Source organism: Streptomyces erythrochromogenes (assembly GCF_040684695.1).
Lineage (GTDB): Bacteria > Actinomycetota > Actinomycetes > Streptomycetales > Streptomycetaceae > Streptomyces > Streptomyces erythrochromogenes_C.
In genome coordinates, this window is the sequence record NZ_JBFBGM010000002.1 from 292,078 (window position 1) to 315,181 (window position 23,104).

The window sequence follows — 23,104 nt, forward strand, 5'->3', positions numbered from 1 at the left end:
TCATGCTCCCTTCGCGGACTCGAACAGCGCGGAGCGCGGGTCCTGCGACTCCGTCGCCTCGCGGTACATCTCCAGCGCCTCGCGGGCCTTGTCCGACAGCTCGGTCGGAACGGCCACTTCCACGGTGACCAGAAGGTCCCCGCGGGTGCCGTCCTTGCGGACCGCCCCCTTGCCGCGGGCCCGCATCGTACGCCCGTTCGGGGTGCCCGGGGGCAGTTTCAGCGTCACCGACGGCCCGTTCAAGGTCGGAACCTTGATGTCGGCGCCCAGCGCCGCCTCCGCGAACGTCACCGGGACGGTCACCGTGAGGTTGTCGTCCTTGCGGCCGAACACCGGGTGGGTACCGACGTGGACGACCACGTAGAGGTCGCCGGCCGGACCGCCCCGCTCGCCCGGAGCGCCCTTGCCGCGCAGCCGGATCCGCTGGCCGTCGGAGACGCCCGCCGGGATCCGGACCTGCATGGTGCGGGAGCTGCGGGCCCGGCCGCTGCCCTTGCAGACGTCGCAGGGGGTCTCCGCGATCAGGCCGCGGCCCTTGCAGTCCGCGCACGGGTCGGTCAGCGAGAAGCCGCCGCCGCTGCCCCGCGAGACCTGGCCGGTGCCGACGCAGGTCGGGCACACCCGGGGGGTGCCGTTCTTGTCGCCGGTGCCCGAACAGGCCTTGCAGGGAGCCTGCGAGGACATCCGGAGCGGGACCGTGGCCCCGTCCACCGCCTCCGTGAAGGAGAGGGTGACCTCCGACTCGACGTCCTGGCCGCGGCGCGGCTGGGTGCGGGTGCCCGCACCCGGGCCGGCGCCGCGGTTGAAGAGGCCGCCGAAGACGTCGCCCAGGCCGCCGCCGAAGCCGCCGGCCTGGCCGCCCTGCTGGGTGCCGCCGAAGAGGTCGCCCAGGTCGAAGTTGAACGAACCGCCGCCACCGCCCGGCCCGGGGCGGAAGCCGCCGTTGCCGAACAGGGCGCGCGCCTCGTCGTACTCCTTGCGCTTCTTGGCGTCCCCGAGGATGTCGTTCGCCTCGGAGATCTCCTTGAAGCGCTCCTCGGCCGAGGCGTCGCCCTTGTTGGCGTCCGGGTGGAACTCGCGCGCGAGCTTGCGGTACGCCTTCTTGATCTCGGCCTCGGTGGCGTCCTTCGGGACACCGAGGACCTTGTAGTAGTCCTTCTCGACGAAGTCCTTCGTGCTCATCCCCGGTGTCCCTCCTCCCGTGCCTCTACGTGTACTGCGTCAGCCCTTGTCGGCTGCATCCGTGTCCTCGCCGGACGGCTTGTCGCCCTCCGCGGACTCGGACTTGGGGGCCGCGCCCGGCTGGGGCTCGGCCACCGCGACCCGTGCGGGACGGATCGTACGCTCGCCGATCCGGTACCCCGGCTGCAGGATCGCCACGCAGGTCGTCTCGGTGACGTCCGGCGCGTACGAGTGCATCAGGGCCTCGTGGACCGTCGGGTCGAAGGGCTCGCCCTCCTTGCCGAACTGCTGCAGGCCCATCTTGGCGGCGACCGTCTCCAGCGATTCGGCCACCGACTTGAAGCCGCCGACCAGCTCGCCGTGCTCCCGCGCCCGGCCGATGTCGTCGAGCGTCGGCAGGAGCTCCGTCAGGAGGGACGCGACCGCGATCTCCTTGACGGTGATCCGGTCCCGCTCCACCCGGCGGCGGTAGTTCTGGTACTCCGCCTGCAGCCGCTGGAGGTCCGCGGTGCGCTCGCCGAGCGCGGTACGGGCCTGGTCCAGCTGCGCCAGCAGGGCGGTGTCCTGTGCGCTGTCCCCGGCCGGGGCCGCCCCCTCCGCCGTGTCGGCGGAGTCGGCGGCCTTCGGCTCGGCGTCGTCCTGAGCGGCGTCGGCGGGGACTTCGGGCTTCTCGTCGAAGCCCGGGGTCTCCTCCGACATCAGGCAGCGCCACCCTTCGGCTTCTCGTCGTCGACGATCTCGGCGTCGACGACGTCGTCGTCGGCCTTGGCCTGGCCCGCGTCACCGGCAGCGGCACCCGCGGCGCCCTGGCCGGCCTGCGCGTCGGCGTAGATCGCCTGGCCGAGCTTCTGGCTGACCGCGGCGAGCTTCTCGGTCGCGCTGCGGATCTCGCCGGTGTCCTCGCCCTTGAGCTTCTCCTTCAGCTCGGCGACGGCGGACTCGACCTCGGTCTTGACCTCGGCCGGGACCTTGTCCTCGTTGTCCTTGACGAACTTCTCCGTCTGGTAGACGAGCTGCTCGCCCTGGTTGCGGGACTCGGCGGCCTCCTTGCGGCGCAGGTCCTCGTCCGCGTACTGCTCCGCCTCCTGGCGCATGCGGTCGACCTCGTCCTTGCCGAGCGAAGAGCCGCCGGTGACGGTCATCTTCTGCTCCTTGCCCGTGCCGAGGTCCTTCGCGGTCACGTGCATGATGCCGTTCGCGTCGATGTCGAAGGAGACCTCGATCTGCGGGACGCCACGCGGGGCCGGCGGCAGGCCGGTCAGCTCGAACATGCCGAGCTTCTTGTTGTACGCCGCGATCTCGCGCTCGCCCTGGTAGACCTGGATCTGCACGGACGGCTGGTTGTCCTCGGCCGTCGTGAAGATCTCGGACCGCTTGGTCGGGATCGTGGTGTTGCGCTCGATGAGCTTGGTCATGATGCCGCCCTTGGTCTCGATGCCGAGGGACAGCGGGGTCACGTCGAGGAGCAGGACGTCCTTGACCTCACCCTTGAGGACACCGGCCTGGAGGGTGGCGCCGATGGCGACGACCTCGTCCGGGTTGACGCCCTTGTTGGCGTCCTGGCCGCCGGTCAGCTCCTTGACGAGCTCGGCGACGGCCGGCATGCGGGTGGAGCCGCCGACCAGAACCACGTGGTCGATCTCGGACAGCTGGATGCCGGCGTCCTTGATGACGTTGTGGAACGGGGTCTTGCAGCGGTCGAGCAGGTCCGCGGTCAGCTGCTGGAACTGGGCGCGCGTGAGCTTCTCGTCCAGGTGCAGCGGGCCCTCGGCGGAAGCCGTGATGTAGGGCAGGTTGATCGAGGTCTCCGTGGAGGAGGACAGCTCGATCTTCGCCTTCTCGGCGGCCTCGCGCAGACGCTGCAGGGCCATCTTGTCCTTGGACAGGTCCACGCCGTGGCCGTTGGCGAACTGCTTCACCAGGTAGTCGACGACGCGCTGGTCCCAGTCGTCACCACCGAGGTGGTTGTCACCGTTGGTGGCCTTGACCTCGACGACGCCGTCGCCGATCTCCAGGAGCGACACGTCGAAGGTGCCGCCACCGAGGTCGAAGACAAGAATGGTCTGGTCGTCCTTGTCGAGACCGTAGGCCAGGGCGGCGGCCGTCGGCTCGTTGACGATGCGCAGGACGTTCAGGCCCGCGATCTCGCCAGCCTCCTTGGTCGCCTGGCGCTCGGAGTCGTTGAAGTAGGCCGGGACGGTGATGACCGCGTCCGTGACCTTCTCACCCAGGTAGGCCTCGGCGTCGCGCTTCAGCTTCTGCAGGATGAAGGCGCTCATCTGCTGCGGGTTGAAGTCCTTGCCATCCAGGTTGATCTTCCAGTCAGTGCCCATGTGGCGCTTGACGGAGCGGATGGTCCGGTCCACGTTGGTGACCGCCTGGCGCTTGGCCACCTCGCCGACGAGGACCTCGCCGTTCTTGGCGAAGGCGACGACGGACGGCGTGGTCCTGGCGCCCTCGGCGTTGGTGATGACGGTGGGCTCGCCGCCTTCCAGAACGCTGACGACGGAGTTAGTGGTGCCCAGGTCGATGCCGACCGCACGTGCCATTTCGATTCCTCCAGCTGACTTGAGTGGAACAGACTCAACCATGCCGCATCGCCGCGCATGCGTCAACAGAACTGAGTCGGGTCGGCTCAACCTTTAGCTGCCGCTTACGCGCAACCTTGCGGCGGAGCGGCCGAACGGGGCACCCGGCCGCGCGCCACCGCACGGCGGACGGAGCCGTGCGGGAGCGTGCTGGCATGCCCCTCACACTCACCGCCGCCCGGCCACGGGTCCGCATGCCCGCGGTCCCGCCGGCGAAGCGGGTGCTGGACCTCGTCGGGGCGGTGGTGCTGCTCGCCGTGCTCGCCCTGCCGCTCGCGGCGGTCACCGCGCTGCTGTACGCGACCCGGGGCGGGCGGCCCTTCGCACGGCAGCCCGCGGCGGGCCTCGCCGGGCGGCCCTTCCGGACCTGGCGCTTCGACACGGCCGGCCCGGGGCGGACGGGCGCGCTGGTGGAGCGCTGCGCGCTCGACGGGCTCCCCCAGCTGCTGAACGTGGTCCGCGGCGAGATGTCGCTGGTCGGCCCGCGCCCCCAGGCGCGCACGGACCACCCGGAGCGCCTGCTCGTACGCCCCGGAATGACCGGATTGTGGCAGGTGAGCGCGCGCTCCGACCTCCCCTGGGAGGAGATGGAACTTCTCGACCGGCATTATGTGGAGAACCACTGGCTCGGGATGGACCTGGCGATCCTCGCCCAGACCCCGCGGGCGGCCTACCGACAAAGGCTCGCCTGAGCGACACAGATCACCGCACGCTCAGCTACATTGCGGCGTCGGGAATGGGTAACCTCAAGCCTTGACTTCATAAGTTACCGCTTAGTAAGTGCCGCCCGAGGAGCCCTCCCATGCAACTCGCCGCGATCATCGTGTCGCTGGTCCTGACGGTGGTCGGCGTCGCGCTGCTCGCACGAGCCGTGGCGCAGATCTACCGCTTCGTGAAGATCGGTCAGCCCGTACCGGCCGGCAGCCGCACGGACGACCCGAAGGCCCGAACGCTGACCCTCGTCCGGGAGTTCCTCGGCCACAGCCGGATGAACCGCTGGGGCATCGTCGGCTTCGCGCACTGGTTCGTCGCGATCGGCTTCCTGACGCTCCCGCCGACCCTGGCGCAGGCCTACGGCCAGCTCTTCCAGGCCGACTGGACGCTTCCGGTCCTGGGCGGCTTCCTGCCGTTCGAGCTGTACATCGAGTTCATCGGCCTGATGACGGTCCTCGGCATCCTGGTGCTGATCGCGATCCGCCTGCTCAGCCTGCCCTCGCGGGCCGGCCGCAAGTCGCGCTTCGCCGGCTCCAAGGCCTGGCAGGCGTACTTCGTCGAGTACATCATCCTCACCATCGGCCTCGCGATCCTCTGCCTGCGCGGCCTCGAGGGCGCCATCCACCACGTGGACGGCTGGGAGCCGGCGTACTTCATCTCGTACCCGCTGGTCATGGCCTTCGAGGGGCTTTCGCCGAGCGCGCTGCAGAACGCCATCTACTTCACCGCGATGATCAAGATCGGCACCTCGCTGATCTGGATGATCGTGGTCTCCCTGAACACCAACATGGGTGTCGCGTGGCACCGCTTCCTCGGCTTCCCGAACATCTGGTTCAAGCGGAACGCCGACGGCGCGACCGCGCTGGGCGCGCTCCAGCCGATGACAAGCGGCGGCAAGGAGATCGACTTCGAGGACCCGGGCGAGGACGACGTCTTCGGCGTCTCCCAGGTCGAGCAGTTCTCCTGGAAGGGCATCCTCGACTTCTCCACGTGCACCGAGTGCGGCCGCTGCCAGTCGCAGTGCCCGGCCTGGAACACGGGCAAGCCGCTGTCCCCGAAGCTGCTGATCATGTCGCTGCGCGACCACGCGCACGCCAAGGCCCCGTACCTGCTGGCCGGCGGCGGCAAGACGATGGAGGGCGAGGAGAAGGCCTCCGAGGAGCAGCTCGCCGGTGTGCCGGCCACCGCTCTCGCGGAGGCCGAGCGCCCGCTGATCGGCACGGTCGAGGAGAACGGCGTCATCGACCCGGACGTGCTGTGGTCCTGCACGACCTGCGGTGCGTGCGTGGAGCAGTGCCCGGTCGACATCGAGCACATCGACCACATCGTCGACATGCGCCGCTACCAGGTGATGATCGAGTCCGCGTTCCCGTCCGAGGCGGGCACGATGCTCAAGAACCTGGAGAAGAAGGGCAACCCCTGGGGCCTGGCGAAGAAGCAGCGCGTCGAGTGGACCAAGGAGGTGGACTTCGAGGTCCCGATCATCGGCAAGGACGCGGAGGACCTCTCCGAGTTCGACTACCTCTACTGGGTCGGCTGCGCCGGCGCCCTGGAGGACCGGGCCAAGAAGACCACGAAGGCCTTCGCGGAGCTGCTGAACATCGCGGGCGTCAAGTTCGCGATCATGGGCGGCGACGAGAAGTGCACCGGTGACTCGCCGCGCCGCCTGGGCAACGAGCCGCTGTTCCAGCAGCTGGGCCAGGAGAACGTGGCCATGCTGAACATGGCGTTCGGCGAGGACGACGACGACCCGGAGACGAAGAAGCCGAAGTCGGCGAAGCGGATCGTCTCGACCTGCCCGCACTGCTTCAACACCATCGCGAACGAGTACCCGCAGCTGGGCGGCGAGTACGAGGTCATCCACCACACGCAGCTGCTGCAGCACCTGATCGACGAGGGCCGGCTGACGCCGGTGACGCCGGTCGACGGTCTGATCACCTACCACGACCCGTGCTACCTGGGCCGCCACAACAAGGTCTACACGCCGCCGCGCGAGATCATGTCGGCCGTGCCGGGCCTGCGCCAGCAGGAGATGCACCGCCACAAGGAGCGGGGCTTCTGCTGTGGCGCCGGTGGCGCGCGGATGTGGATGGAGGAGCGGATCGGCAAGCGCATCAACAACGAGCGCGTCGACGAGGCCCTGTCCCTGAACCCCGACATCGTCTCCACCGCCTGCCCGTTCTGCCTGGTCATGCTGACCGACTCGGTCAACGGCAAGAAGAACGAGGGCCAGGCGAAGGAGTCCGTCCAGGTCGTGGACGTGGCCCAGCTGCTGCTGGAGTCGGTCAAGGCCCCGGGGCCGACCGAGGAGGAACTGGCCGCCCTGGCGGCCGAGGCCGAGGCGGAGGCCGCTGCGGCAGCCGCGGCGGCGGAGGCGGAGGCTGCGGCCAAGGCGAAGGCCGCCGAGGAGGCCAAGGCGAAGGCCGAGGCCGAGGCGAAGGCCAAGGCGGAGGCGAAGGCCAAGGCGGAGGCGGAAGCTGCGGCGGAGGCGGAAGCTGCGGCGAAGGCCAAGGCGGAGGCGGAGGCTGCGGAAGCCGCGGAAGCGGACGCCGCCGAGGTCGCTGCCGAGGCCGAGGCCGATGAGGCCGAAGCCGCGGACGTGAAGGCGGACGCGGCGCCGGAAGCCGAGCAGGAGCCGGCGAAGGAAGCCGACGCCGCGGACGAGCCGAAGGCGGAGGACGAGCCCAAGGCAGAGGCCAAGGCAGCGGACGAGGCCGAGAACACGGCCGAGCCGAAGGCCGAGGGCGCCAGGTAGGCAGCACAACGGAACGGCCGGTCCCCGCTCGGGGGCCGGCCGTTCCGGCGTTCGCGGTCAGCCCCGGGCCGGCACCACGGCGAAGCCGAGCCCGGCCGGACCCGCCGCGGCCGTGCCGCCGCCGCTCGGGACGACCCGGACGTGGTCCTTCCTCGGCTTCGGCGCGTCGACCGTGTACCGCTCGATCAGCCGGCCGTCGAAGTCGTACACCCAGCTGTTCCCGCCGCCCTTGCCGTCGATGACGACGAACTTCACGCGCTTGCCGTCCCGGACGAGCTCGTAGGTCCAGCCGTCGTTCTGCGCGCTCGGACGCTTGAGGTCTACGGTGCCCAGGACGTGGCCGTTCGGCGTGGAGACCACGACGTACTTGCCGCGCGGGCCGTCGACCAGCTTGGCGATCCGCCCGTCCGGCAGGGCGACCCGCACCGAACTCTCCACCGCGGGCTTCGGCGTCGGCGTCGGCTTCGGCGCCCCGTCGAGCCAGGACGTCACGGTGCCGTTCGGGTGGAGCACGACGTGCAGCCCGTTGCTCCGCCCGTAGGAGGCGGCCCCGCCCCGGCCGACCAGGGTGTCCAGCTTGACGGAGCCCGCGAAGACGTCGGCCTCGAAGTGGCTCCTGCCGATCCTGTAGACCTTGGCGACGGACCCGTCCGCCAGCTTCACGGCGGTGACGAAGGAACGGGCCCCCGGCGCCGGCCGGTCCTGCGTGTCCACCGAGGGCCTGACCGGCGGCTGCTCGATGCCGGGCAGCACCTTCGGCTCCGGCACGGCCGGGGAGTCGGCGAAGGCGGACCCGACCGGGAGGGCCAGGACGGTGGCCGCGCCGGCGACGACGGCGGCGGTACGGAGGGTGGTGCGGCGGGTGCTGCGCATGGTGGGACTCTTCCTCGTGCTCGTACGTCTGGTTCTTCGTTCTCGTTCGTCGTGGGTGGAGGCGACGGAGACGAAGCTACGGGCCCGATATGTGGGTATCCCGTAGAGAACGTAACGAAGAGCGGCAGAGCGCCACACAACCACGTAAACCGGACACTGGATGGCGGCGCGGCGGGGGTGGGGACAACCCCCCGGGGATCCCCTAAGGGATGTCACAGGTCAGCCGCAAAGGGTGCCTGTTCCGGCTGCCCGGTCACCGATGGCCGCCGGACCAGGTACGTTCGATCACGTGGCTGGATTCAGGATCGGACGCGGTCGTAACGACAACCGCCGCCCGCAACAACCCCCGCAGCAGCAGCAGTCGTACGGTCAGCAGCAACCGCCGCCGTACGGCCAGCCGCCCTACCCTCCCGTCGGCGGCCCGCCACCGCAGCAGCAGTGGCCGCAGCCGAACGCCGGGGGCCACGGCGAGCCGGAGTACTTCGACCCGTACGGGCAGCAGCACCCGCACGCGCAGCAGCCCCCGTACGGCCACGGAGGCGGCGGCAACTACTCCAACGACAACCCCGGGCACACGCAGGTCTTCGCCGTCGGCGAGGACCCGTACGGCCAGGGCGCGACGTACCAGGCGGGCGCTGCCGCGGCGGCGCCGTCCGGGCCGCGGCTGCCGTGGAAGGAACTGCTCCGCGGCATCGTGACGCGGCCCGGCCAGACCTTCCTCCAGATGCGCGACTACCCCGTCTGGGGTCCGGCGCTGATCGTGACCTTCCTCTACGGCCTCCTCGCGGTCTTCGGCCTCGACGACGCCCGCAAGGACGTGATCAACGCGACGCTGTCGCAGGCCGTCCCGATCGTGCTGTCCGCCGGCGTGGCCTTCGTCATCTGCGGTCTGCTCCTGGGCGCGGTCACGCACACCCTGGCCCGCCAGATGGGCGGCGACGGCAGCTGGCAGCCCACGGTGGGCCTGTCGATGCTGGTCATGTCCATCACGGACGCCCCGCGCCTGCTCTTCGCCGTGTTCCTCGGCGGCGACAACATGATCGTCCAGGTGCTCGGCTGGGCCACCTGGGTCGCCGCGGGCGCGCTCTTCACCTCGCTGATCAGCAAGTCGCACGACCTGCCGTGGCCGAAGGCGCTGGGCGCCTCCGCGATCCAGCTGATCGCCCTGCTGTCGATCATCAAGCTGGGCACGATCTAGGGACCCGCACCACGCACGTGAGGGGCCCCGGCCGTCGGCCGGGGCCCCTCACGCATGCGGTGGGACGGGAGACGCGATCAGGCGTCGAGGACCTGGCCCTCGCGCTTGACGACCGGCGGCTCGACCGACCAGGGGAAGTTGATCCACTCGTCCGTCTTCTTCCACACGTACTCGCACTTCACGAGGGAGTGGGACTTCTCGTAGATGACGGCGGAGCGCACCTCGGCGACGTGGCCCAGGCAGAAGTCGTGGACCAGCTTCAGCGTCTTGCCGGTGTCGGCGACGTCGTCGGCGATCAGGACCTTCTTGTCGGTGAAGTCGATCGCCTCGGGCACGGGCGCCAGCATGACCGGCATCTCCAGCGTGGTGCCGACGCCGGTGTAGAACTCCACGTTCACCAGGTGGATGTTCTTGCAGTCCAGGGCGTACGCCAGACCGCCGGCGACGAACACGCCGCCGCGGGCGATGCTCAGGATGATGTCGGGCTCGTAGCCGTCGTCGGCGATGGTCTGCGCCAGCTCGCGCACGGCGGCGCCGAAGCCCTCGTAGGTCAGGTTCTCGCGTACTGCGTTGCTCATGCCTCGTGCCTCACCTGGGTGCGGTGGAAGTTCTGGAAGGAGCGCGAGGCGGTCGGCCCGCGCTGCCCCTGGTACCGGGAGCCGTACCGTTCGCTGCCGTACGGGAACTCCGCGGGCGAGCTGAGCCGGAACATGCACAGCTGCCCGATCTTCATGCCCGGCCAGAGCTTGATCGGCAGCGTGGCCAGGTTCGACAGCTCGAGGGTCACGTGCCCCGAGAAGCCGGGGTCGATGAACCCGGCGGTCGAGTGCGTCACGAGGCCGAGGCGGCCCAGGCTGGACTTCCCCTCCAGCCGGGAGGCGATGTCGTCGGGCAGCGTGATGACCTCGTAGGTCGACGCGAGGACGAACTCACCGGGGTGCAGGATGAACGCCTCGTCCCCTTCGGGCTCGACCATCCGGGTCAGGTCGGACTGCTCGACCGCGGGATCGATGTGGGCGTAGCGGTGATTCTCGAACACCCGGAAGTACCGGTCGAGACGCACGTCGATGCTGGAGGGCTGCACCATCGCCTCGTCGAACGGGTCGATGCGAACCCGTCCGCTGTCGATCTCGGCCCGGATGTCTTTGTCAGAGAGAAGCACGTCCCGAGGATACGCAGAGCGCGCGGGCCACCCCCAATCGAGAGGGACCGCCCGCGCGCCCGGCCGTACGTCTCACACCCGGCGCTCAGCGCTTGGGCGCACCACCGACGGGTACGGCCTGCCGCAGGCGCGCGCACCGCGGACACCGCAGCAGCCGCCCGGGCCCGATCCGGCCGGCACCGAGGTGCTGCAGCGGGAAGGAGGCGGTACTGAAAACGTGCCCTTCGGCACAACGGACGACGGTGTGCTCCATCGAGTCCCTTTCCCCAACGAGCCGTACTGCGACGAATCGCCACATTAGGGGATGATCGGCACCCGCTCCAGCCGCCGCTCCGCACCACACGGTACGCCCCAACTCCCGCCCCCACACGCCCCGGTGCACGCCACGAACGACGACGACCCCGCGGCGAATACGCCGGGGGTCGATCATGAGGTAGAGTGTGCAACGGTAGGGATCCAGGCAACTGGCCCACTGCGCGGATGTAGTTTAATGGTAGAACATGAGCTTCCCAAGCTTATAGCGCGGGTTCGATTCCCGTCATCCGCTCCATAGCAAAGCCCCAGGTCAACGACCTGGGGCTTGTTTGTTGTCCTGGCCCCTCCGCTCCCGCCGTGCGTTTCGCGTGCCGCGAATTCGCACCCCAGAAGCGGAAGTTGGTCGGCGAAGCGTTCCGAGGCGGCGTCGGGGCAGTGACACGGGCGGAAAGGCCCGGCGCACATCTCACAGCTGTTTCACATGTACCCGCTACCAACGCCACAGGTGCCGGGGCCAGCCTTGCCGTCCATGGGATCTGTGATGAGAGGTCGGGCCCTCCTGGTCAACGGCACGCTGGCCGTGCTGCTGGCCGGGGGCATCGGCTTCGCGTACGTGTCGCTCAGCGACGACGAGGCCACCGCCTCCGCCACCACCAGGACCACGTCCGTGACGCGCGGTGACCTCACCGCCTCGGTGTCGGCGTCCGGCTCGGTGGAGAGCGCGACGAAACGGGCGCTGGCCTTCAGCGGCTCGGGGACCGTGGCGAACATCGGCGTCAAGGTCGGTGCCGCGGTGAAGAAGGGCCAGAAGCTGGCCGAGCTGGACCGGACCGAGGCGCAGGAGGAGCTCGATGCGGCCGAGGCGCAGCTGGCCGTGGCCGCCGACGGCGACACCAGTACGGCGCAGGGCAACGCGAGCTACGTACAGGCGAAGAACGCGGTGAGCGCGGCGCAGCGTGCCCTCGACGGGACCGTCTTGTACGCGCCGATCGACGGGACGGTCACCGCCGTCAACGGCAGCGTCGGGGAATCGGCCTCCGGGTCGTCGGCGTCCTCCGGCTCCTCGGGCTCGTCGACGTCCTCGGGGTCGTCGACGTCCTCGGCTTCGTCGGGCGGCTTCATCGACATCGCCAGCCCGGACGCGGTCCAGGTCACCGGCAAGTTCACCGAGGCCGACGCCACGAAGCTCAAGGTCGGGCAGACGGCGACCGTCACCTTCGCCGCCCTCTCGGGCGTCACGGCGCAGGGTGAGGTGGCCGCGATCGACAGTGCGCCCACCACCGAGAACAACGTGGTGAGCTTCGGGGTGACGGTCACCCTGAAGGAGAAGCCCGAACAGGTGCGGATCGGGCAGACCGCCAGCGCGACGGTCACGGTCTCCGAGGTCAAGGACGCCCTGTACGTGCCGACCGCGGCGGTCAGGAGCGCGGGCGGTCAGAGCACGGTGACGGTGCTGGAAGCCGGCAAGCCGGTGGTGAAGACGGTGACCGTGGGCATCGCCGGCAACGCGGGCACGGAGATCAAGTCCGGCCTGAAGGAAGGCGAGCAGGTCCAGATCACGGTCGCCACGGGCACGGGCACCGGCGGTTCGCAGATGCCCGGCGGCGGTTTCGGCGGCATGGGCGGCGGCATGGGCGGCGGCGGTCGCGCACCGGGCGGCGGCGGCGGTGGCCGATGAGCACCCCCGTCATCGAGGTCCGCGACCTCACCAAGGTCTACGGTCAGGGCGAGACCACGGTCCACGCGCTGCGCGGCACCAACCTGACCGTCCAGCAGGGCGACTACGTGGCGATCATGGGCCAGTCCGGGTCGGGCAAGTCCACGCTGATGAACATCCTGGGCTGCCTGGACGTGCCCACGGACGGCGACTACTTCCTGGACGGTACGGACGTCAGCGGGCTCAGCGAGACGCAGCTGTCCATCCTGCGGAACAGGAAGATCGGGTTCATCTTCCAGAGCTTCAACCTGATTCCGAGGATGACGGCCCTGGCCAACGTCGAGCTGCCGCTCGCCTACGGCGGGGTCAAGCCCGCCGAACGGCGCCGGCGGGCGCTCGCGGCCCTGGAGATGGTCGGGCTGTCCGACCGGACCGGCCACGAGCCGAACGAGCTGTCCGGCGGACAGCAGCAGCGCGTGGCCGTCGCGAGGGCCCTGGCCACGGCGCCCGCCCTGCTGCTGGCCGACGAGCCGACCGGCAACCTCGACAGCAAGTCGACCCTCGACGTCCTGGACATCCTGGACCAGCTCTCGGCGTCCGGTCGGACGATCGTCCTGATCACCCACGAGGACGAGGTCGCCAAGCGCACCAAGCGGGTCATCCGCCTGGTCGACGGCGACATCGTGGAGGACCGCAGACAGTGAACCCCTTCGAGATCCTCAGGTTCGCGCTGCGCGGCCTGGGCGCGAACAAGCTCCGCAGCGGCCTGACGACGCTGGGCATCCTCATCGGTGTCGGCGCCGTGATCCTGCTCGTGGCGGTCGGCAACGGCTCCTCCCAGCAGATCCAGGACAGCATCAGCCGGCTCGGCGCGGGCGCGCTGACCGTGTCGACGTCGACGACCGGGCAGGGCGGCGGATCCCGTCAGGCCGGCCCCGGCGGACAGCAGCAGTCCGGCAGTACGGGACCGCGTACCCAGGCCAAGAAGCTCACCGTCGAGGACGCCGCGGCGCTGGTCGACCCGGTGAACACGCCGTCGGTCGAGAGCGCGTCCCCGGTGGTCAACGCCAGTTCCCAGACGACGACGTACCTGACGACCAGCCACAGCATCGGCCAGTTCGTCGGCAGCGATCCCGCGTACTTCAAGGCGAGCAACAAGACGATCGAACGCGGTTCGCTCTTCACCGCGCAGCAGGTCAAGGAGGGCGCCAAGGTCGCCGTCATCGGGCAGACCGTGGCCGAGGAGCTCTTCGGCCGGGTCGACCCGATCGGCAAGAAGATGAACGTGGGCGGCGCCTTCTTCACCGTGACGGGGGTGCTGGCCGAGTCCGGCTCGTCCTCCAGCGGGTTCCAGGACGCCGACGACATCGCCGTCGCCCCGTACACCGCCGTGCAGGGGACGCTCACGAGCTACGGCGCGCTCAGCCAGATCGTCGTGCAGGCCAAGAAGGCGGGTGCGGTCGACGCGGCGCAGGCCGAGGTCACCGCGGTGCTGGACCAGCGGCACGGCAGCACCGACTTCCAGGTCTTCAACCAGGCCAGCCTCCAGTCGGCCGTCGCCGAGTCGAGCGAGACCTTCACGGTGCTCCTCGGCGCGGTCGCGGCGATCAGTCTCCTGGTCGGCGGGATCGGCGTCACCAACATCATGCTGGTCACCGTCACCGAACGGACCCGGGAGATCGGTATCCGCAAGGCGATCGGCGCCCCGCGCGGGGCGATCCTCGGCCAGTTCATCACCGAGGCCACGATCCTGTCGCTGATCGGCGGGGTGCTCGGGGTCGTCGCGGGAGTCGTCGGCGGCCAGTTCAAGATCGTCGGCGTGCAGCCGGTGATCGCCCCCTGGTCGATCGGCCTCGCGCTCGGCGTGTCGGTCGCCATCGGCCTCTTCTTCGGCAGCTACCCGGCCAACCGCGCCGCCGGCCTGCGACCCATCGAGGCGTTGCGCCATGAGTGAGGACAGAGCAGTGAACCAGGACACCGACGGCACGCACGACACCGACGGCACCGACGTACTGGCCGACTCCCCGTTCGCCGGGGACATCGACGCCGAACTCAAGGCCGCACCGGCACGGCGACGCCTGCCGGGCCTGGCGCTGTTCCTGGCCGCGGCCGTCGTGGCCGTGGGCGGGTTCATCGGAGGCGTGTACGTGGAGAAGGGCACCGGGGACGACACCTCCGGCGCCCGCCCCTCCGGGGGACAGATGCCGGGCGGCGGACAGATGCCCGGCGGGGGGCAGATGCCCTCCGGCGGGCAGATGCCCGGCGGCGGTGGCGGGGCCGGAGGCCAGGGACGGCAGGGCATGTCCTCCGGAACCATCAGCAAGATCAAGGACGGGGTGGTGGAGCTCACGACCCAGGACGGCAAGACCGTCGAGATCAAGACCGGGGACACCGTCCTGCTCCGGTCCCAGACCCAGACCCCTGCTCCGACGGAAGGAACGCCGAAGTGACCGTGGTGAAGCGGATGCTGGGCGGGGCGGCGGTGGCGGCGATGCTGCTGGCCACGGTGGCCTGCGGCAGCGACACGTCCGAGCAGCAACAGCCGTCCTCCGACAACCCCATGCAGGCATTCCAGGAATGCCTCCAGCAGCACGGCGTGACCATGCCCGACCGAGGGGGCCAGGGCGGCGGACAGCGCCCCGAAGGCGCCCCCAGCGGGCGGCCCACGGGCATGCCGGGCGGAGGCCCCGAAGGCGCTCCGTCGGGCATGCCGTCGGGCATGCCGTCCGGCCGGCCGTCCGGCATGCCGAGCGGGCGGCCCTCGGGCATGCCGAGCATGTCGGCGGAGCAGCAGGAGGCCATGCAGGCCTGCGCGTCGCTGCGCCCCCAGCAGGGCGGCGGCAACGGCGGCAACGGCGGCAACGGCTCGCAGAACGGAGGCTGACCCATGGCAACAGGCAGAAGGCGCCGGACGTCGGGAGCGGGAGGCGGCCGCCGGATGGTCGCCCTGTACGGGGTGCTCGGGGCCGTCCTGATGGGCAGCGGGGTGATCCCCGCGCACGCCGACGGCGCCGCCCCCTCCCCGACCAAGGAGCCGTCCCCGAGCGCCCCGGACGTGGAGGTCGGCACGGGCCCCTCCGCGTCGGGCACGATCGAGAGCCTCGACTCCCGGTCGTTGTCGTTCACCGCCGAGGGCACGATCGCAACCCTCAAGGTGAAGGCGGGCCAGAAGGTCGAGAAGGGAGACGTGCTGGCCGAGATCGACTCCACCGAGGCCGTCGAAAGCCGCTCGGCGGCCTACGCCTCCTACCTCGCGGCTTCCGAGGCCCTGGCGGAGTTCGAGAGCGGCACCGAGGAGTACCGGAAGGCGTACGCGAGCTACGTCAAGGCGCGCAACACCTACCGCAAGGCCCAGCGCACGGTGGACGGAACGAAGATCACCGCCCCGTTCTCCGGCACGGTCACCGCGGTCGACGCCGAGGCCGGTCAGTCGGTGTCCCGGGGAGCCTCCGTGCTCACCCTCACCGACCTGTCGGCACTGCAGGTCAGCGCCGACTTCACCGAGGCCGACATCGTCAGGCTGAACAACGGCCAGCAGGCCACGGTCACCTTCGACTCCCTGAACACCAGCGTCCAGGGAAGCGTCTCCTCCGTATCGCCCGTCCCCGTCACGTCGGAGAGTTCCGGCAGCGGCGGCGGGGGCGGCATGCAGCAGTCCTCGACGCAGGTCGTCCGCTACACCGTGCTGGTCTCCCTCGACAGCCTTCCGGAGACGGTCCGGGCGGGCCAGGCGGTCACCGTCGAGGTGCAGGTCTGAATCTCTCAGTGAATTCACAGCTCCCGACCACTTGATCCACAGGGAGCTCGGCCATGCTCGCGCCCATGCCGGAGCAGACCGACCCCCACGAGATCCTCAGGACCTCGCCGTTCGAGGGCACCCTCGAAGAGGCGCTGGCCGCCCATCCGCCGCGCGCCAAGGTGCCCCTGCTCACGGCGTTCCTGGCCGTCGGCGTCCTGGCCGTCGGTGGCCTCGTCGCCGGCATCCACGCCGACCGGTACTGGGGGGCGGAGAACACCGGGGCCGATCCCGGGGCGTCCACCGGACGCTTCGGCCAGGGGCAGCCCCCCGCCGGAGCGGGGCAGGGCCGGTTCCCGGGGCGGGGCGGCGGCCAGGGCCCGGGACAGGGACAGGGACCAGGTCAAGGCCAGGGCCAGGGCCAGGGCCAGCCGCCCGGGCAGCAGGTCCCGGGCGGGGCCCGGCCGAACGCAGGACTCGTCCAGGGCACGATCACGGCGGTGACCGGCGATTCCGTGACCGTGAAGACGTCCGACGGCAGCACCGTCACCCTGAAGACCGGAAACGAACTCAGGACGGCCCCGTCCTTCGGCCGCTAGGCAGAGAGCGGACCGGGCCCGACCGGGCCCGGTCCGCTCCGGTCCGCTCCGGTCATTCGTCGGTGAACGGGCCGCTCGCCGCGACGGCCAGCTTCTCGACCACGGCGATGCCGGTCGCCTGCGTCCGCTGGCCGTCGCACAGCACCGCCAGCAGCAGGGTGTGTCCGGCCACCTCCACCCGGCCGATGCTGTTGGTCACCCACAGCCCCGTCCCGCTGCGCGCCAGCCAGCCGTTCTTGAGCTGCGCGGACCCCGGGTCGTCCGCGGCCGCCGACACGCCCCAGTCCTGGTCGGCCGCGACGGAGCCCATCAGGTCGCCGAGGTAGGTCCGGGCGTCCTCGGACAGGACCGAGCCCTCGCCGAACACCGCCTGGAGCAGCCGCAGCTGATCGTCCGGAGTGGTCCGGGTGAGTCCCCAGTACGCCCCTTCGCCGGGGACCGTCTCGACGAGACCCAGCCGGGAGTTGGCCTTTGCCAGACCCTGCGAGCCGCCGATGGCGTCCCAGAGGGCGTTCGCCGCCGCGTTGTCGCTGTTCTCGATCATGGCCTTCGCCCACCGGCGTTCCTGGGCGGTCAGGGAGCGCCCGGCGTCGTCGGCCCGGAGGAGCAGGGCGGCGAGGATGTCGACCTTGACGATGCTGGCCGTGTCGAAGGTGTGGTCCTCGGCACCGTCGGTGCCGGCGGACGTGCTCGCGCCGGTGGTCAGGTCCAGCACCGCCACCGCCGCGTTCCCCCCGGTGCCCGACACGGCTTCCCGTACCGCTGCCTCGACCTCGGCCGAGAGGTCGGCCGCGGTCTCGGTGCGGGTGTCGTCCGCCGGGGGAGCCGTCGCCTGCGGACTCGGCAGCGCGGTCACCGAGGCGGCGGTCTGCACCGGGTCATCGTCCGTCCGGGACCACGGCGCCGCCTGGGTGATACCGAACGCACCAGCGAGCGCGGCCACCGTGCCGATCGCGAGGCAGCGGGGTATCCGGGACGGTGAGGTATGCCTGTGGCGTGCCATGGGGCGAAGCTACGAACCCTGCATGGGAATCGTGTTTGCGGCAGCTCTGGATCCGCTGTGAAGGCCCTCCGCTCACTGCGTCCGCCCGTACGGAGCAGGGGACCGGTGCGGGAGCAGCAAGCGGAAAGTGCAGCCCTCACGGGCCGACGCCGAGCCGGTCGAGCCGGCGCCGGGCCTCGGTCCGACCTCGGCATTCGGGTTCCGGCGGGCGGGCAGGCCACCCGAGCCCGGGGGCAGCGTGGAGGGGGGCGGGGCCGCGCCGACCCGCGCGTCGCTTCCTCCGGCGACCTCCTGCTGACGTTCGTCGTGCTCCGAAGCAGGCCCGGGTCGGCGACCCGGGCCTGCCGGTGCGGCGGGGGGTCAGCCCACCGCGACCGCAGCCGGGGGCCGGGCCTCCCCCCGTACGGGTCCCACCCCCGTTGCGGTGGTCGTCCGCGGCCGGTGGCGGCGCGCCACCACGAGGCCGCCCAGCGCGAACAGCGCCATGGTCGCCGCCACGCTCCAGAACCCGGCGCCGAGGGAGCCGTCGGCGAAGTGGCCCACGACCGGCATGAGGGCCGCCGTGCCCAGGCCGATGGCGAGCAGCCGCAGAGACGCCATCTTGGCCTTGTCGCCCTCGGCCGCGTGTTGCTGGAGCGAGGTCAACAGCCAGGTGAGGCTGTTGAGGTTGGCGAATCCCGCCAGGAAGAAGGCGGCGAAGTGGACCGCGCCCGTCCCGCTCAGCGCCAGCATGGCGGCCGCCGCGGCCTGGCCGAGCAGCCACACCGGCAGCAGGCGCTGCGAGACCAGGTACCGGGTCAGGAACGAGGCGCTGATCATTCCGGCCGCGAAGGTGGCCTCCAGCGCCGCCACGTACCATCCGCGGCCCCCGTGGAACTCCGCGGTCAGGGGGATGACCAGGGTGCTCAGGCCCTGGGCGAAGACGAAGTCCCCGCCGCACAGCACGATCATGAGGAAGACGGTCCGGTCGTCCCGGTGGCGGACCAGCATCCGCCGCCACTCGCCCACGGTGCCCGCCACGGCCCGGGTCAGCCGGCGCGCGGAGACGGGCGGATTTCCCTCGTCGGCCGTCAGACGCATCCGGCTCACCGCGAGGGCGCAGCACAGCGACATCAGGACGTCGATCGCCAGGGCATGCTCGGCGGTGCCCCAGGTCAGGATCAGGCCGAGGAGGGCCATGCCGCTCAGCGCCCCGGCCTGGAAGGCCACACCGATCATGCTGTTGAAGCGGGTGGCGTGGTCCGGATCCACGTGGTGCGCGGTCAGCTTGAACAGCGCCGACCGCTCGACGTTGTCGAAGACGGCCAGCAGCGCCGATGCCGCCACGATCCAGGGCACCGCGTCGGTGCCCGGCATCAGGGCCGCGACGCCCACGATCAGCGCGACGGTACCTGCCCGGCCCAGCCCGCAGAGCGCGTACACCCACTTGGAGTCGAGGGCGTCGACCAGCGGGCCGCACACCGGCAGGACGCACAGGGCCGCGACGCCCTGGACGGTCAGCACGAACGCGAAGGCGGCCGGGCTGCCGGTACGGCCGTACAGCAGCTGCCCCATGGCGAGCGTGTGGATGCCGACACCGACGCTGGAGAGGGTGATCACGCCCAGCATGGTGCGCGCGACACGGTCGGTCCTGAGCATCAGCGCACCGCCCCGTCCAGCCGGCGGTCGATGACGTTCTTGACCTTGCCGCTGACCGCGTTGCGCGGCAGCCCGCCCTCCGCGAGGCAGTCGATCCTGAGCTCGTACGCGTCGAGCGCGGCGTCGAAGTCCTGGTAGCCGCCCAGCACCGCGAACTCGTTGACCAGCAGCTCCCGTACGGCTTCGGGTTCGGGCGGGCAGGGGGCCTCGGTGCGCAGCGTCAGAATCTCCCGGCTGCCCTCGGTGGCCACCTCGATCTGGAGCTGCGAGACACCGAAGGGGGCCAGGGCGTCGAAGACCTCGCCGTACAGCACCGTTTCGCCCTTGAAGCGGACCAACCCGTCCGAGCGGCCCTGGTATTCGAGCACCCGGCCCGTCACCCCGCAGGCGCAGCTGTGCTCGTACGTGCGGCCCATGTCGCCGATGCGGTAGCGGATCAGCGGGCCCTCGAACTTCTGCAGCCCCGTGACCAGCAGTTCGCCCGTGGTCCCCTCCTCGACCGGACGGCCTGCCCCGTCCACGACCTCGATGAGGTTGTAGTCGTCGTTGACGTGGTGCACGGTCCCGCCGAGGAACCCGCACTGGTAGCCGAGCTGCGCGCCGTCGTTCGCGGCGAGGATGCTGGAGACCACACGGGCCCCCAGCTCCTGGCGCAGCCAGGTCTTGTCGGTCTCGGTCATCGGGGTGCCGCCGTAGATCACCTTCTCGACGCGCAGCTCGGGGCGGCGCTTCTTGGCGTCGCGCAGCAGCGGCAGGATGAGGGCGGGCATCCCGAGGATCACGTTGGCGTCGAAGCTCCCGGTGAGCATCAGCAGATCGTCGACGGTCACGAACTGCGCGGTCGCGTACGACTCCACGGGCATCCGGGACAGCTCGCTGAACGTGGTGGTCAGCCCGCCGTACATGCCGCCGCCGAACAGGGTGTTGACGATGCGGTCGCCCGGTTCGAGTCCCAGCGCGTACAGCATGGGCACGGCCTCGCGGACCATGTTCTCCCAGTCGGTGCGCGAGTAGACGATGTAGCGCGGCTCGCCGCTGGTCGCGCCCGAGCGCAGCACCTCTCCCGTGGCGGGGTCCCCGCTGCTCAGGTCCCGGCTGGCGGGCAGCGAGTGCGCCTCCAGCGCGGCCTTCTCCAGGACGGGCAGCCGGCTGAGGTCGCCGTCCCCGCCCACGTCGGGCAGCTCCCGGTAGTACGGGGTGCGCCGGGCGCGGGCGACGAGGTAGCGCAGGCGCGCCGCCAGGCGGCCCGTGCGCTCGTCGCGGTCCTCGCTGCGGGCCCGGTCCAGGGATACGCCCGGCAGGTGCCGGAGCCGGAACAGCCCCTGCGCCCAGGCGGCCCGGCAGTCCACGGCGAGGTCCCCGCCGGCCGGGAGCGCCGGTACCTCCAGCGGGTCCCCGGGCGCGGCGGCGCCGGGGCCGGTCACCTGCCCCGCCGGCAGCGGGACGCCGGCCTCCCGCAGCGCCGCCATGACCTGCTCCCACAGCTGCGGCCTCGCCGAGCGCACGGTCACCCGGTTGCCCAGGGCCCAGGCGAGGAGCAGGCCGCGCAGGGTCGCCTCGGCCAGCCGGTCGTCGAGGACGACGGTGCCCACCGGGCGCAGCTCCAGGACCTCGTCGCTGTCGGTCAGCGGCTGCCACGGGTACTGGCAGACCCCGCCGAGCAGCCGGTCCAGCCCTTCGAAGAGCCGCCCGCTGTCGAACCGGCGCAGCGGGTCGGCGACGCCGGCCTGCCGCAGCCGGGCGTCGAGCGGGGCGAGGGCGCCGGACGTGAGGGCGCGCTCGACGTGTTCGACGGCCAGCAGCAGGTCGGTGGGGTAGTGCCTCATGGTCATGTCCTCGTCGTAGGTGTGGGTGGCTGCCGGACGTCTCACTGCCGTCCCCGTGCTTCGAGACGCGCGGTGATCACCGCGGCCAGTCGGCGGACGCCCTCGTCGATCTGTTCCGCCGACGGGTAGGAGAAGGAGAGCCGCAGGTGCCGGGCGCCGCGGCCGTCCGCGTAGAACCCGGTGCCGGGGACGAACGCGACCCCGGCCGCCAGCGCGTGGGGCAGCAGCTCCCGGGAGTCCAGGCCCTCGGGGAGCGTCATCCAGATGAAGAAGCCGCCGTCGGGCACGGTCCACGACACCCCGGCGGGCATCGAGGCGGAGAGGGCGCCCAGCATGGCGTCGCGCCGGGCGCGGTAGCCCGCGCGGAAGCCGGCGAGCCGGTCCTGCCACGGCTGGGTGCGCAGGTAGCGGTCCACCGTCAGCTGGGCGAGCGCCGAGTGGGAGAGCATCGCGCTCTCGGCGGCGAGCACCAGCTTGCGGGTGAGGGGGGCGGGCGCGTGGACCCAGCCCACCCGCAGGCCCGGCGCGAGCGTCTTGGAGAAGGACCCGAGATAGACCACCCGCTCGGGGTCGTCGGCGCACAGGGCCCGCGACGGCGCGGCGTCGTAGTGCAGCAGGCCGTACGGGTTGTCCTCGACCACCACGACCCCGGCCCGGCGGCAGACCTCCAGGATCCGCGCGCGGCGGCCCGCCGGGAGGGTGGCACCGGTGGGGTTCTGGAAGGTGGGCACGGTGTAGAAGAACTTCGCGGGCCGGCCCTCGGCGGCCAGCCGGCTCAGTGTCGCGGCCAGTTCGTCAGGGACCACGCCGGCGCGGTCCATCGCGACCTGCACCACGCGGGCGCCGGCGGCTTTGAACGTACCGAGTGCGGTGACGTAGGTGGGGCCTTCGGCGACGACCGTGTCGCCGGGGTCGAGCAGGACCCGGACGAGCAGGTCCAGCGCCTGCTGGGAACCCACGGTGACCATGACGTCCTCCGGTCGGGCGGCGGTCCCCTCGACCGCCATGACGGAGCAGATGCTTTCCCGCAGGCCCGGATCGCCCTGCGCCGCCCCGTACTGGAGCGCCGTCGGGCCGTGTTCGCGCACCACGTCGGCGACCGTCGCGGCCATGACGTCCTGCGGGAGGGCGCGGACGTCCGGCATGCCGCCCGCCAGCGAGACGATGCCCGGCAGGGCCGCCACGCTGAAGAGGGAGCGGACCTCGGAGGGCACCATGGCGCGGGCGCCGCGGGAGAAGTGCCGCTCCCAGGGCACCGGCCCGCCGCCCCGCGCGGGCGGCCGCACCGTGTCCACGAGCGGTTCCGCTGTCAGTTCCATGGTCGGGCGCATCACTGTCTCCTGGGGTGGGAAGGGCGGGTCTTCTCGCCCGCGGTGGCGTCGGTGGTCCCGGCCGACGTCAGGAGCCCCACCGTGTAGTCGCGCAGGACCCGCTCCTGCCGTGCGTGCAGCAGCGTCACGTCCCTGCGCGGGCCGTCGGGGTCCCGGGTGACCAGGCACGCGGCCTGCCGGCGCAGCGCGTACGGCCGGGCGGCCGCGCCGTGGAAGGCGGCCGGGTCCGCGCGGGCCAGTTCGGCCCACTCCCGCTGGCCCTCGCCCAGCGCCGTGCACGCCAGGCCCAGCAGGTCGGAGGCGCACAGTCCGTGGCGGATGCCGGCCGGTTCGATCCCGCCGGCCGTGGTGGTGAGGTCCACGCAGGAGGGACCGTCACCGGCCCCGTGCGCCGCCAGCTCGGCCAGCGCCGTCTCGACGGCCCAGTCCTGCTCCGCACCCCGGCGCGGGAGCAGGAGGGCGCCGGGGAACTCGCACACGTCCGCAGGGGTCCCCCGCACGCTCCAGATGACGCAGATCCGGTGGGTGGGGCCGAGCGTCACGACGCTGATGTGCAGTCCGGTACGGACGTGTGCCATGGAACCCTC

At 71.3% G+C, this 23,104-nt stretch carries 22 protein-coding genes and 1 tRNA gene; 11 read left to right on the forward strand and 12 right to left on the reverse strand.

Annotation, left to right across the window (positions count from 1 at the left end):
• From dnaJ to dnaK, 3 genes are read right to left on the reverse strand one after another with little or no spacing between them, the layout of a single operon-like run.
• Complete coding sequence (dnaJ, locus tag AB0O53_RS05330) at positions 1–1,182, reverse strand: molecular chaperone DnaJ (protein ID WP_350990115.1); 1,182 nt, start codon at positions 1,180–1,182, stop codon at positions 1–3.
• Positions 1,183–1,221: 39 nt separating this feature from the next.
• Positions 1,222–1,881, reverse strand: a complete 660-nt coding sequence (gene grpE / locus AB0O53_RS05335) for a nucleotide exchange factor GrpE (RefSeq protein WP_350990117.1) — start codon at positions 1,879–1,881, stop codon at positions 1,222–1,224.
• On the reverse strand, positions 1,881–3,731 hold the full coding sequence (gene dnaK / locus AB0O53_RS05340) for a molecular chaperone DnaK (RefSeq protein WP_350990118.1): 1,851 nt from the start codon (positions 3,729–3,731) through the stop codon (positions 1,881–1,883). Before dnaK ends, grpE begins: the two co-directional genes overlap by 1 nt.
• Positions 3,732–3,925: 194 nt before the next feature.
• On the opposite strand from dnaK, the gene AB0O53_RS05345 reads away from it, so the two are divergent.
• Together AB0O53_RS05345 and AB0O53_RS05350 are read left to right on the forward strand one after the other, a co-directional pair.
• Positions 3,926–4,462, forward strand: a complete 537-nt coding sequence (locus AB0O53_RS05345; RefSeq protein WP_365193361.1) for a sugar transferase — start codon at positions 3,926–3,928, stop codon at positions 4,460–4,462.
• Positions 4,463–4,572: 110 nt separating this feature from the next.
• A complete protein-coding gene (locus tag AB0O53_RS05350) occupies positions 4,573–7,239 on the forward strand; it encodes a (Fe-S)-binding protein (RefSeq protein WP_435886593.1) in 2,667 nt (888 codons plus the stop codon).
• A 57-nt stretch (positions 7,240–7,296) separates the two neighbouring features.
• On the opposite strand, the gene AB0O53_RS05355 is transcribed toward AB0O53_RS05350, so the two are convergent.
• Complete coding sequence (locus AB0O53_RS05355) at positions 7,297–8,112, reverse strand: hypothetical protein (RefSeq protein ID WP_365193362.1); 816 nt, start codon at positions 8,110–8,112, stop codon at positions 7,297–7,299.
• 289 nt (positions 8,113–8,401) lie between these two features.
• Between AB0O53_RS05355 and AB0O53_RS05360 the strand changes: the two genes are divergently transcribed.
• Complete coding sequence (locus AB0O53_RS05360) at positions 8,402–9,310, forward strand: Yip1 family protein (RefSeq protein WP_350990124.1); 909 nt, start codon at positions 8,402–8,404, stop codon at positions 9,308–9,310.
• Positions 9,311–9,387: 77 nt separating this feature from the next.
• Here AB0O53_RS05360 and AB0O53_RS05365 read toward each other — a convergent pair whose 3' ends face one another.
• The 3 genes from AB0O53_RS05365 to AB0O53_RS05375 all read right to left on the reverse strand — a co-directional run bounded on the left by AB0O53_RS05365 (position 9,388) and on the right by AB0O53_RS05375 (position 10,770).
• Complete coding sequence (locus AB0O53_RS05365; RefSeq protein WP_031155112.1) at positions 9,388–9,888, reverse strand: phosphoribosyltransferase; 501 nt, start codon at positions 9,886–9,888, stop codon at positions 9,388–9,390.
• A complete protein-coding gene (gene dcd, locus AB0O53_RS05370) occupies positions 9,885–10,472 on the reverse strand; it encodes a dCTP deaminase (RefSeq protein ID WP_350990127.1) in 588 nt (195 codons plus the stop codon). The genes AB0O53_RS05365 and dcd overlap by 4 nt, the downstream gene beginning before the upstream one ends.
• An 85-nt stretch (positions 10,473–10,557) precedes the next feature.
• Complete coding sequence (locus AB0O53_RS05375; RefSeq protein ID WP_136230974.1) at positions 10,558–10,770, reverse strand: hypothetical protein; 213 nt, start codon at positions 10,768–10,770, stop codon at positions 10,558–10,560.
• 178 nt (positions 10,771–10,948) lie between these two features.
• On the opposite strand from AB0O53_RS05375, the gene AB0O53_RS05380 reads away from it, so the two are divergent.
• From AB0O53_RS05380 to AB0O53_RS05415, 8 genes are all read left to right on the forward strand, one after another.
• Positions 10,949–11,022, forward strand: a tRNA-Gly gene (locus AB0O53_RS05380).
• A gap of 246 nt (positions 11,023–11,268) precedes the next feature.
• A complete protein-coding gene (locus AB0O53_RS05385; RefSeq protein ID WP_365193365.1) occupies positions 11,269–12,405 on the forward strand; it encodes an efflux RND transporter periplasmic adaptor subunit in 1,137 nt (378 codons plus the stop codon).
• Positions 12,402–13,088: an ABC transporter ATP-binding protein gene (locus tag AB0O53_RS05390; protein WP_365193367.1), complete on the forward strand. Its 687-nt coding sequence runs from the start codon at positions 12,402–12,404 to the stop codon at positions 13,086–13,088. The genes AB0O53_RS05385 and AB0O53_RS05390 overlap by 4 nt, the downstream gene beginning before the upstream one ends.
• Positions 13,085–14,338: an ABC transporter permease gene (locus tag AB0O53_RS05395; RefSeq protein ID WP_365193369.1), complete on the forward strand. Its 1,254-nt coding sequence runs from the start codon at positions 13,085–13,087 to the stop codon at positions 14,336–14,338. Before AB0O53_RS05390 ends, AB0O53_RS05395 begins: the two co-directional genes overlap by 4 nt.
• Entirely contained in the window at positions 14,331–14,834 is a 504-nt protein-coding gene (locus AB0O53_RS05400) for a hypothetical protein (RefSeq protein WP_350990141.1), read from the forward strand. Before AB0O53_RS05395 ends, AB0O53_RS05400 begins: the two co-directional genes overlap by 8 nt.
• Positions 14,831–15,268, forward strand: a complete 438-nt coding sequence (locus AB0O53_RS05405; protein ID WP_365193371.1) for a hypothetical protein — start codon at positions 14,831–14,833, stop codon at positions 15,266–15,268. The genes AB0O53_RS05400 and AB0O53_RS05405 overlap by 4 nt, the downstream gene beginning before the upstream one ends.
• A gap of 3 nt (positions 15,269–15,271) precedes the next feature.
• Positions 15,272–16,141: an efflux RND transporter periplasmic adaptor subunit gene (locus AB0O53_RS05410; protein WP_365193373.1), complete on the forward strand. Its 870-nt coding sequence runs from the start codon at positions 15,272–15,274 to the stop codon at positions 16,139–16,141.
• 53 nt (positions 16,142–16,194) lie between these two features.
• Positions 16,195–16,719 carry a hypothetical protein gene (locus AB0O53_RS05415; RefSeq protein ID WP_365193375.1) on the forward strand — a complete coding sequence of 175 codons (525 nt, stop codon included), beginning with the start codon at positions 16,195–16,197 and terminating at the stop codon, positions 16,717–16,719.
• Between the two features lie 52 nt (positions 16,720–16,771).
• On the opposite strand, the gene AB0O53_RS05420 is transcribed toward AB0O53_RS05415, so the two are convergent.
• The 5 genes from AB0O53_RS05420 to AB0O53_RS05440 form a co-directional block, all read right to left on the reverse strand.
• Positions 16,772–17,593: a serine hydrolase gene (locus AB0O53_RS05420; RefSeq protein ID WP_435886595.1), complete on the reverse strand. Its 822-nt coding sequence runs from the start codon at positions 17,591–17,593 to the stop codon at positions 16,772–16,774.
• Positions 17,594–18,082: 489 nt separating this feature from the next.
• Positions 18,083–19,360 carry an MFS transporter gene (locus AB0O53_RS05425; protein ID WP_350990151.1) on the reverse strand — a complete coding sequence of 426 codons (1,278 nt, stop codon included), beginning with the start codon at positions 19,358–19,360 and terminating at the stop codon, positions 18,083–18,085.
• Positions 19,360–21,231, reverse strand: a complete 1,872-nt coding sequence (locus AB0O53_RS05430) for a phenylacetate--CoA ligase family protein (protein WP_350990153.1) — start codon at positions 21,229–21,231, stop codon at positions 19,360–19,362. Before AB0O53_RS05430 ends, AB0O53_RS05425 begins: the two co-directional genes overlap by 1 nt.
• Positions 21,228–22,517 (reverse strand): aminotransferase-like domain-containing protein, encoded by a 1,290-nt coding sequence (locus AB0O53_RS05435; RefSeq protein ID WP_365193380.1) that lies wholly within the window; start codon positions 22,515–22,517, stop codon positions 21,228–21,230. Before AB0O53_RS05435 ends, AB0O53_RS05430 begins: the two co-directional genes overlap by 4 nt.
• The gene (locus tag AB0O53_RS05440) at positions 22,517–23,095 is read right to left on the reverse strand and encodes a hypothetical protein (RefSeq protein ID WP_350990157.1); all 579 of its coding nucleotides are present in this window, start codon (positions 23,093–23,095) and stop codon (positions 22,517–22,519) included. The genes AB0O53_RS05435 and AB0O53_RS05440 overlap by 1 nt, the downstream gene beginning before the upstream one ends.
• Positions 23,096–23,104: the final 9 nt, after the last annotated feature.

Excerpts from the sequence above, each read along its gene's own strand:
- dnaJ (WP_350990115.1), bottom strand. The coding sequence starts at position 1,182 with ATGAGCACGAAGGACTTCGTCGAGAAGGACTACTACAAGGTCCTCGGT.
- grpE (WP_350990117.1), bottom strand. The coding sequence starts at position 1,881 with ATGTCGGAGGAGACCCCGGGCTTCGACGAGAAGCCCGAAGTCCCCGCC.
- dnaK (WP_350990118.1), bottom strand. The coding sequence starts at position 3,731 with ATGGCACGTGCGGTCGGCATCGACCTGGGCACCACTAACTCCGTCGTC.
- AB0O53_RS05345 (WP_365193361.1), top strand. The coding sequence starts at position 3,926 with ATGCCCCTCACACTCACCGCCGCCCGGCCACGGGTCCGCATGCCCGCG.
- AB0O53_RS05350 (WP_435886593.1), top strand. The coding sequence starts at position 4,573 with ATGCAACTCGCCGCGATCATCGTGTCGCTGGTCCTGACGGTGGTCGGC.
- AB0O53_RS05355 (WP_365193362.1), bottom strand. The coding sequence starts at position 8,112 with ATGCGCAGCACCCGCCGCACCACCCTCCGTACCGCCGCCGTCGTCGCC.
- AB0O53_RS05365 (WP_031155112.1), bottom strand. The coding sequence starts at position 9,888 with ATGAGCAACGCAGTACGCGAGAACCTGACCTACGAGGGCTTCGGCGCC.
- AB0O53_RS05375 (WP_136230974.1), bottom strand. The coding sequence starts at position 10,770 with ATGTGGCGATTCGTCGCAGTACGGCTCGTTGGGGAAAGGGACTCGATG.
- AB0O53_RS05385 (WP_365193365.1), top strand. The coding sequence starts at position 11,269 with ATGAGAGGTCGGGCCCTCCTGGTCAACGGCACGCTGGCCGTGCTGCTG.
- AB0O53_RS05390 (WP_365193367.1), top strand. The coding sequence starts at position 12,402 with ATGAGCACCCCCGTCATCGAGGTCCGCGACCTCACCAAGGTCTACGGT.
- AB0O53_RS05400 (WP_350990141.1), top strand. The coding sequence starts at position 14,331 with ATGAGTGAGGACAGAGCAGTGAACCAGGACACCGACGGCACGCACGAC.
- AB0O53_RS05410 (WP_365193373.1), top strand. The coding sequence starts at position 15,272 with ATGGCAACAGGCAGAAGGCGCCGGACGTCGGGAGCGGGAGGCGGCCGC.
- AB0O53_RS05415 (WP_365193375.1), top strand. The coding sequence starts at position 16,195 with ATGCTCGCGCCCATGCCGGAGCAGACCGACCCCCACGAGATCCTCAGG.
- AB0O53_RS05425 (WP_350990151.1), bottom strand. The coding sequence starts at position 19,360 with ATGCTCAGGACCGACCGTGTCGCGCGCACCATGCTGGGCGTGATCACC.
- AB0O53_RS05435 (WP_365193380.1), bottom strand. The coding sequence starts at position 22,517 with ATGCGCCCGACCATGGAACTGACAGCGGAACCGCTCGTGGACACGGTG.
- AB0O53_RS05440 (WP_350990157.1), bottom strand. The coding sequence starts at position 23,095 with ATGGCACACGTCCGTACCGGACTGCACATCAGCGTCGTGACGCTCGGC.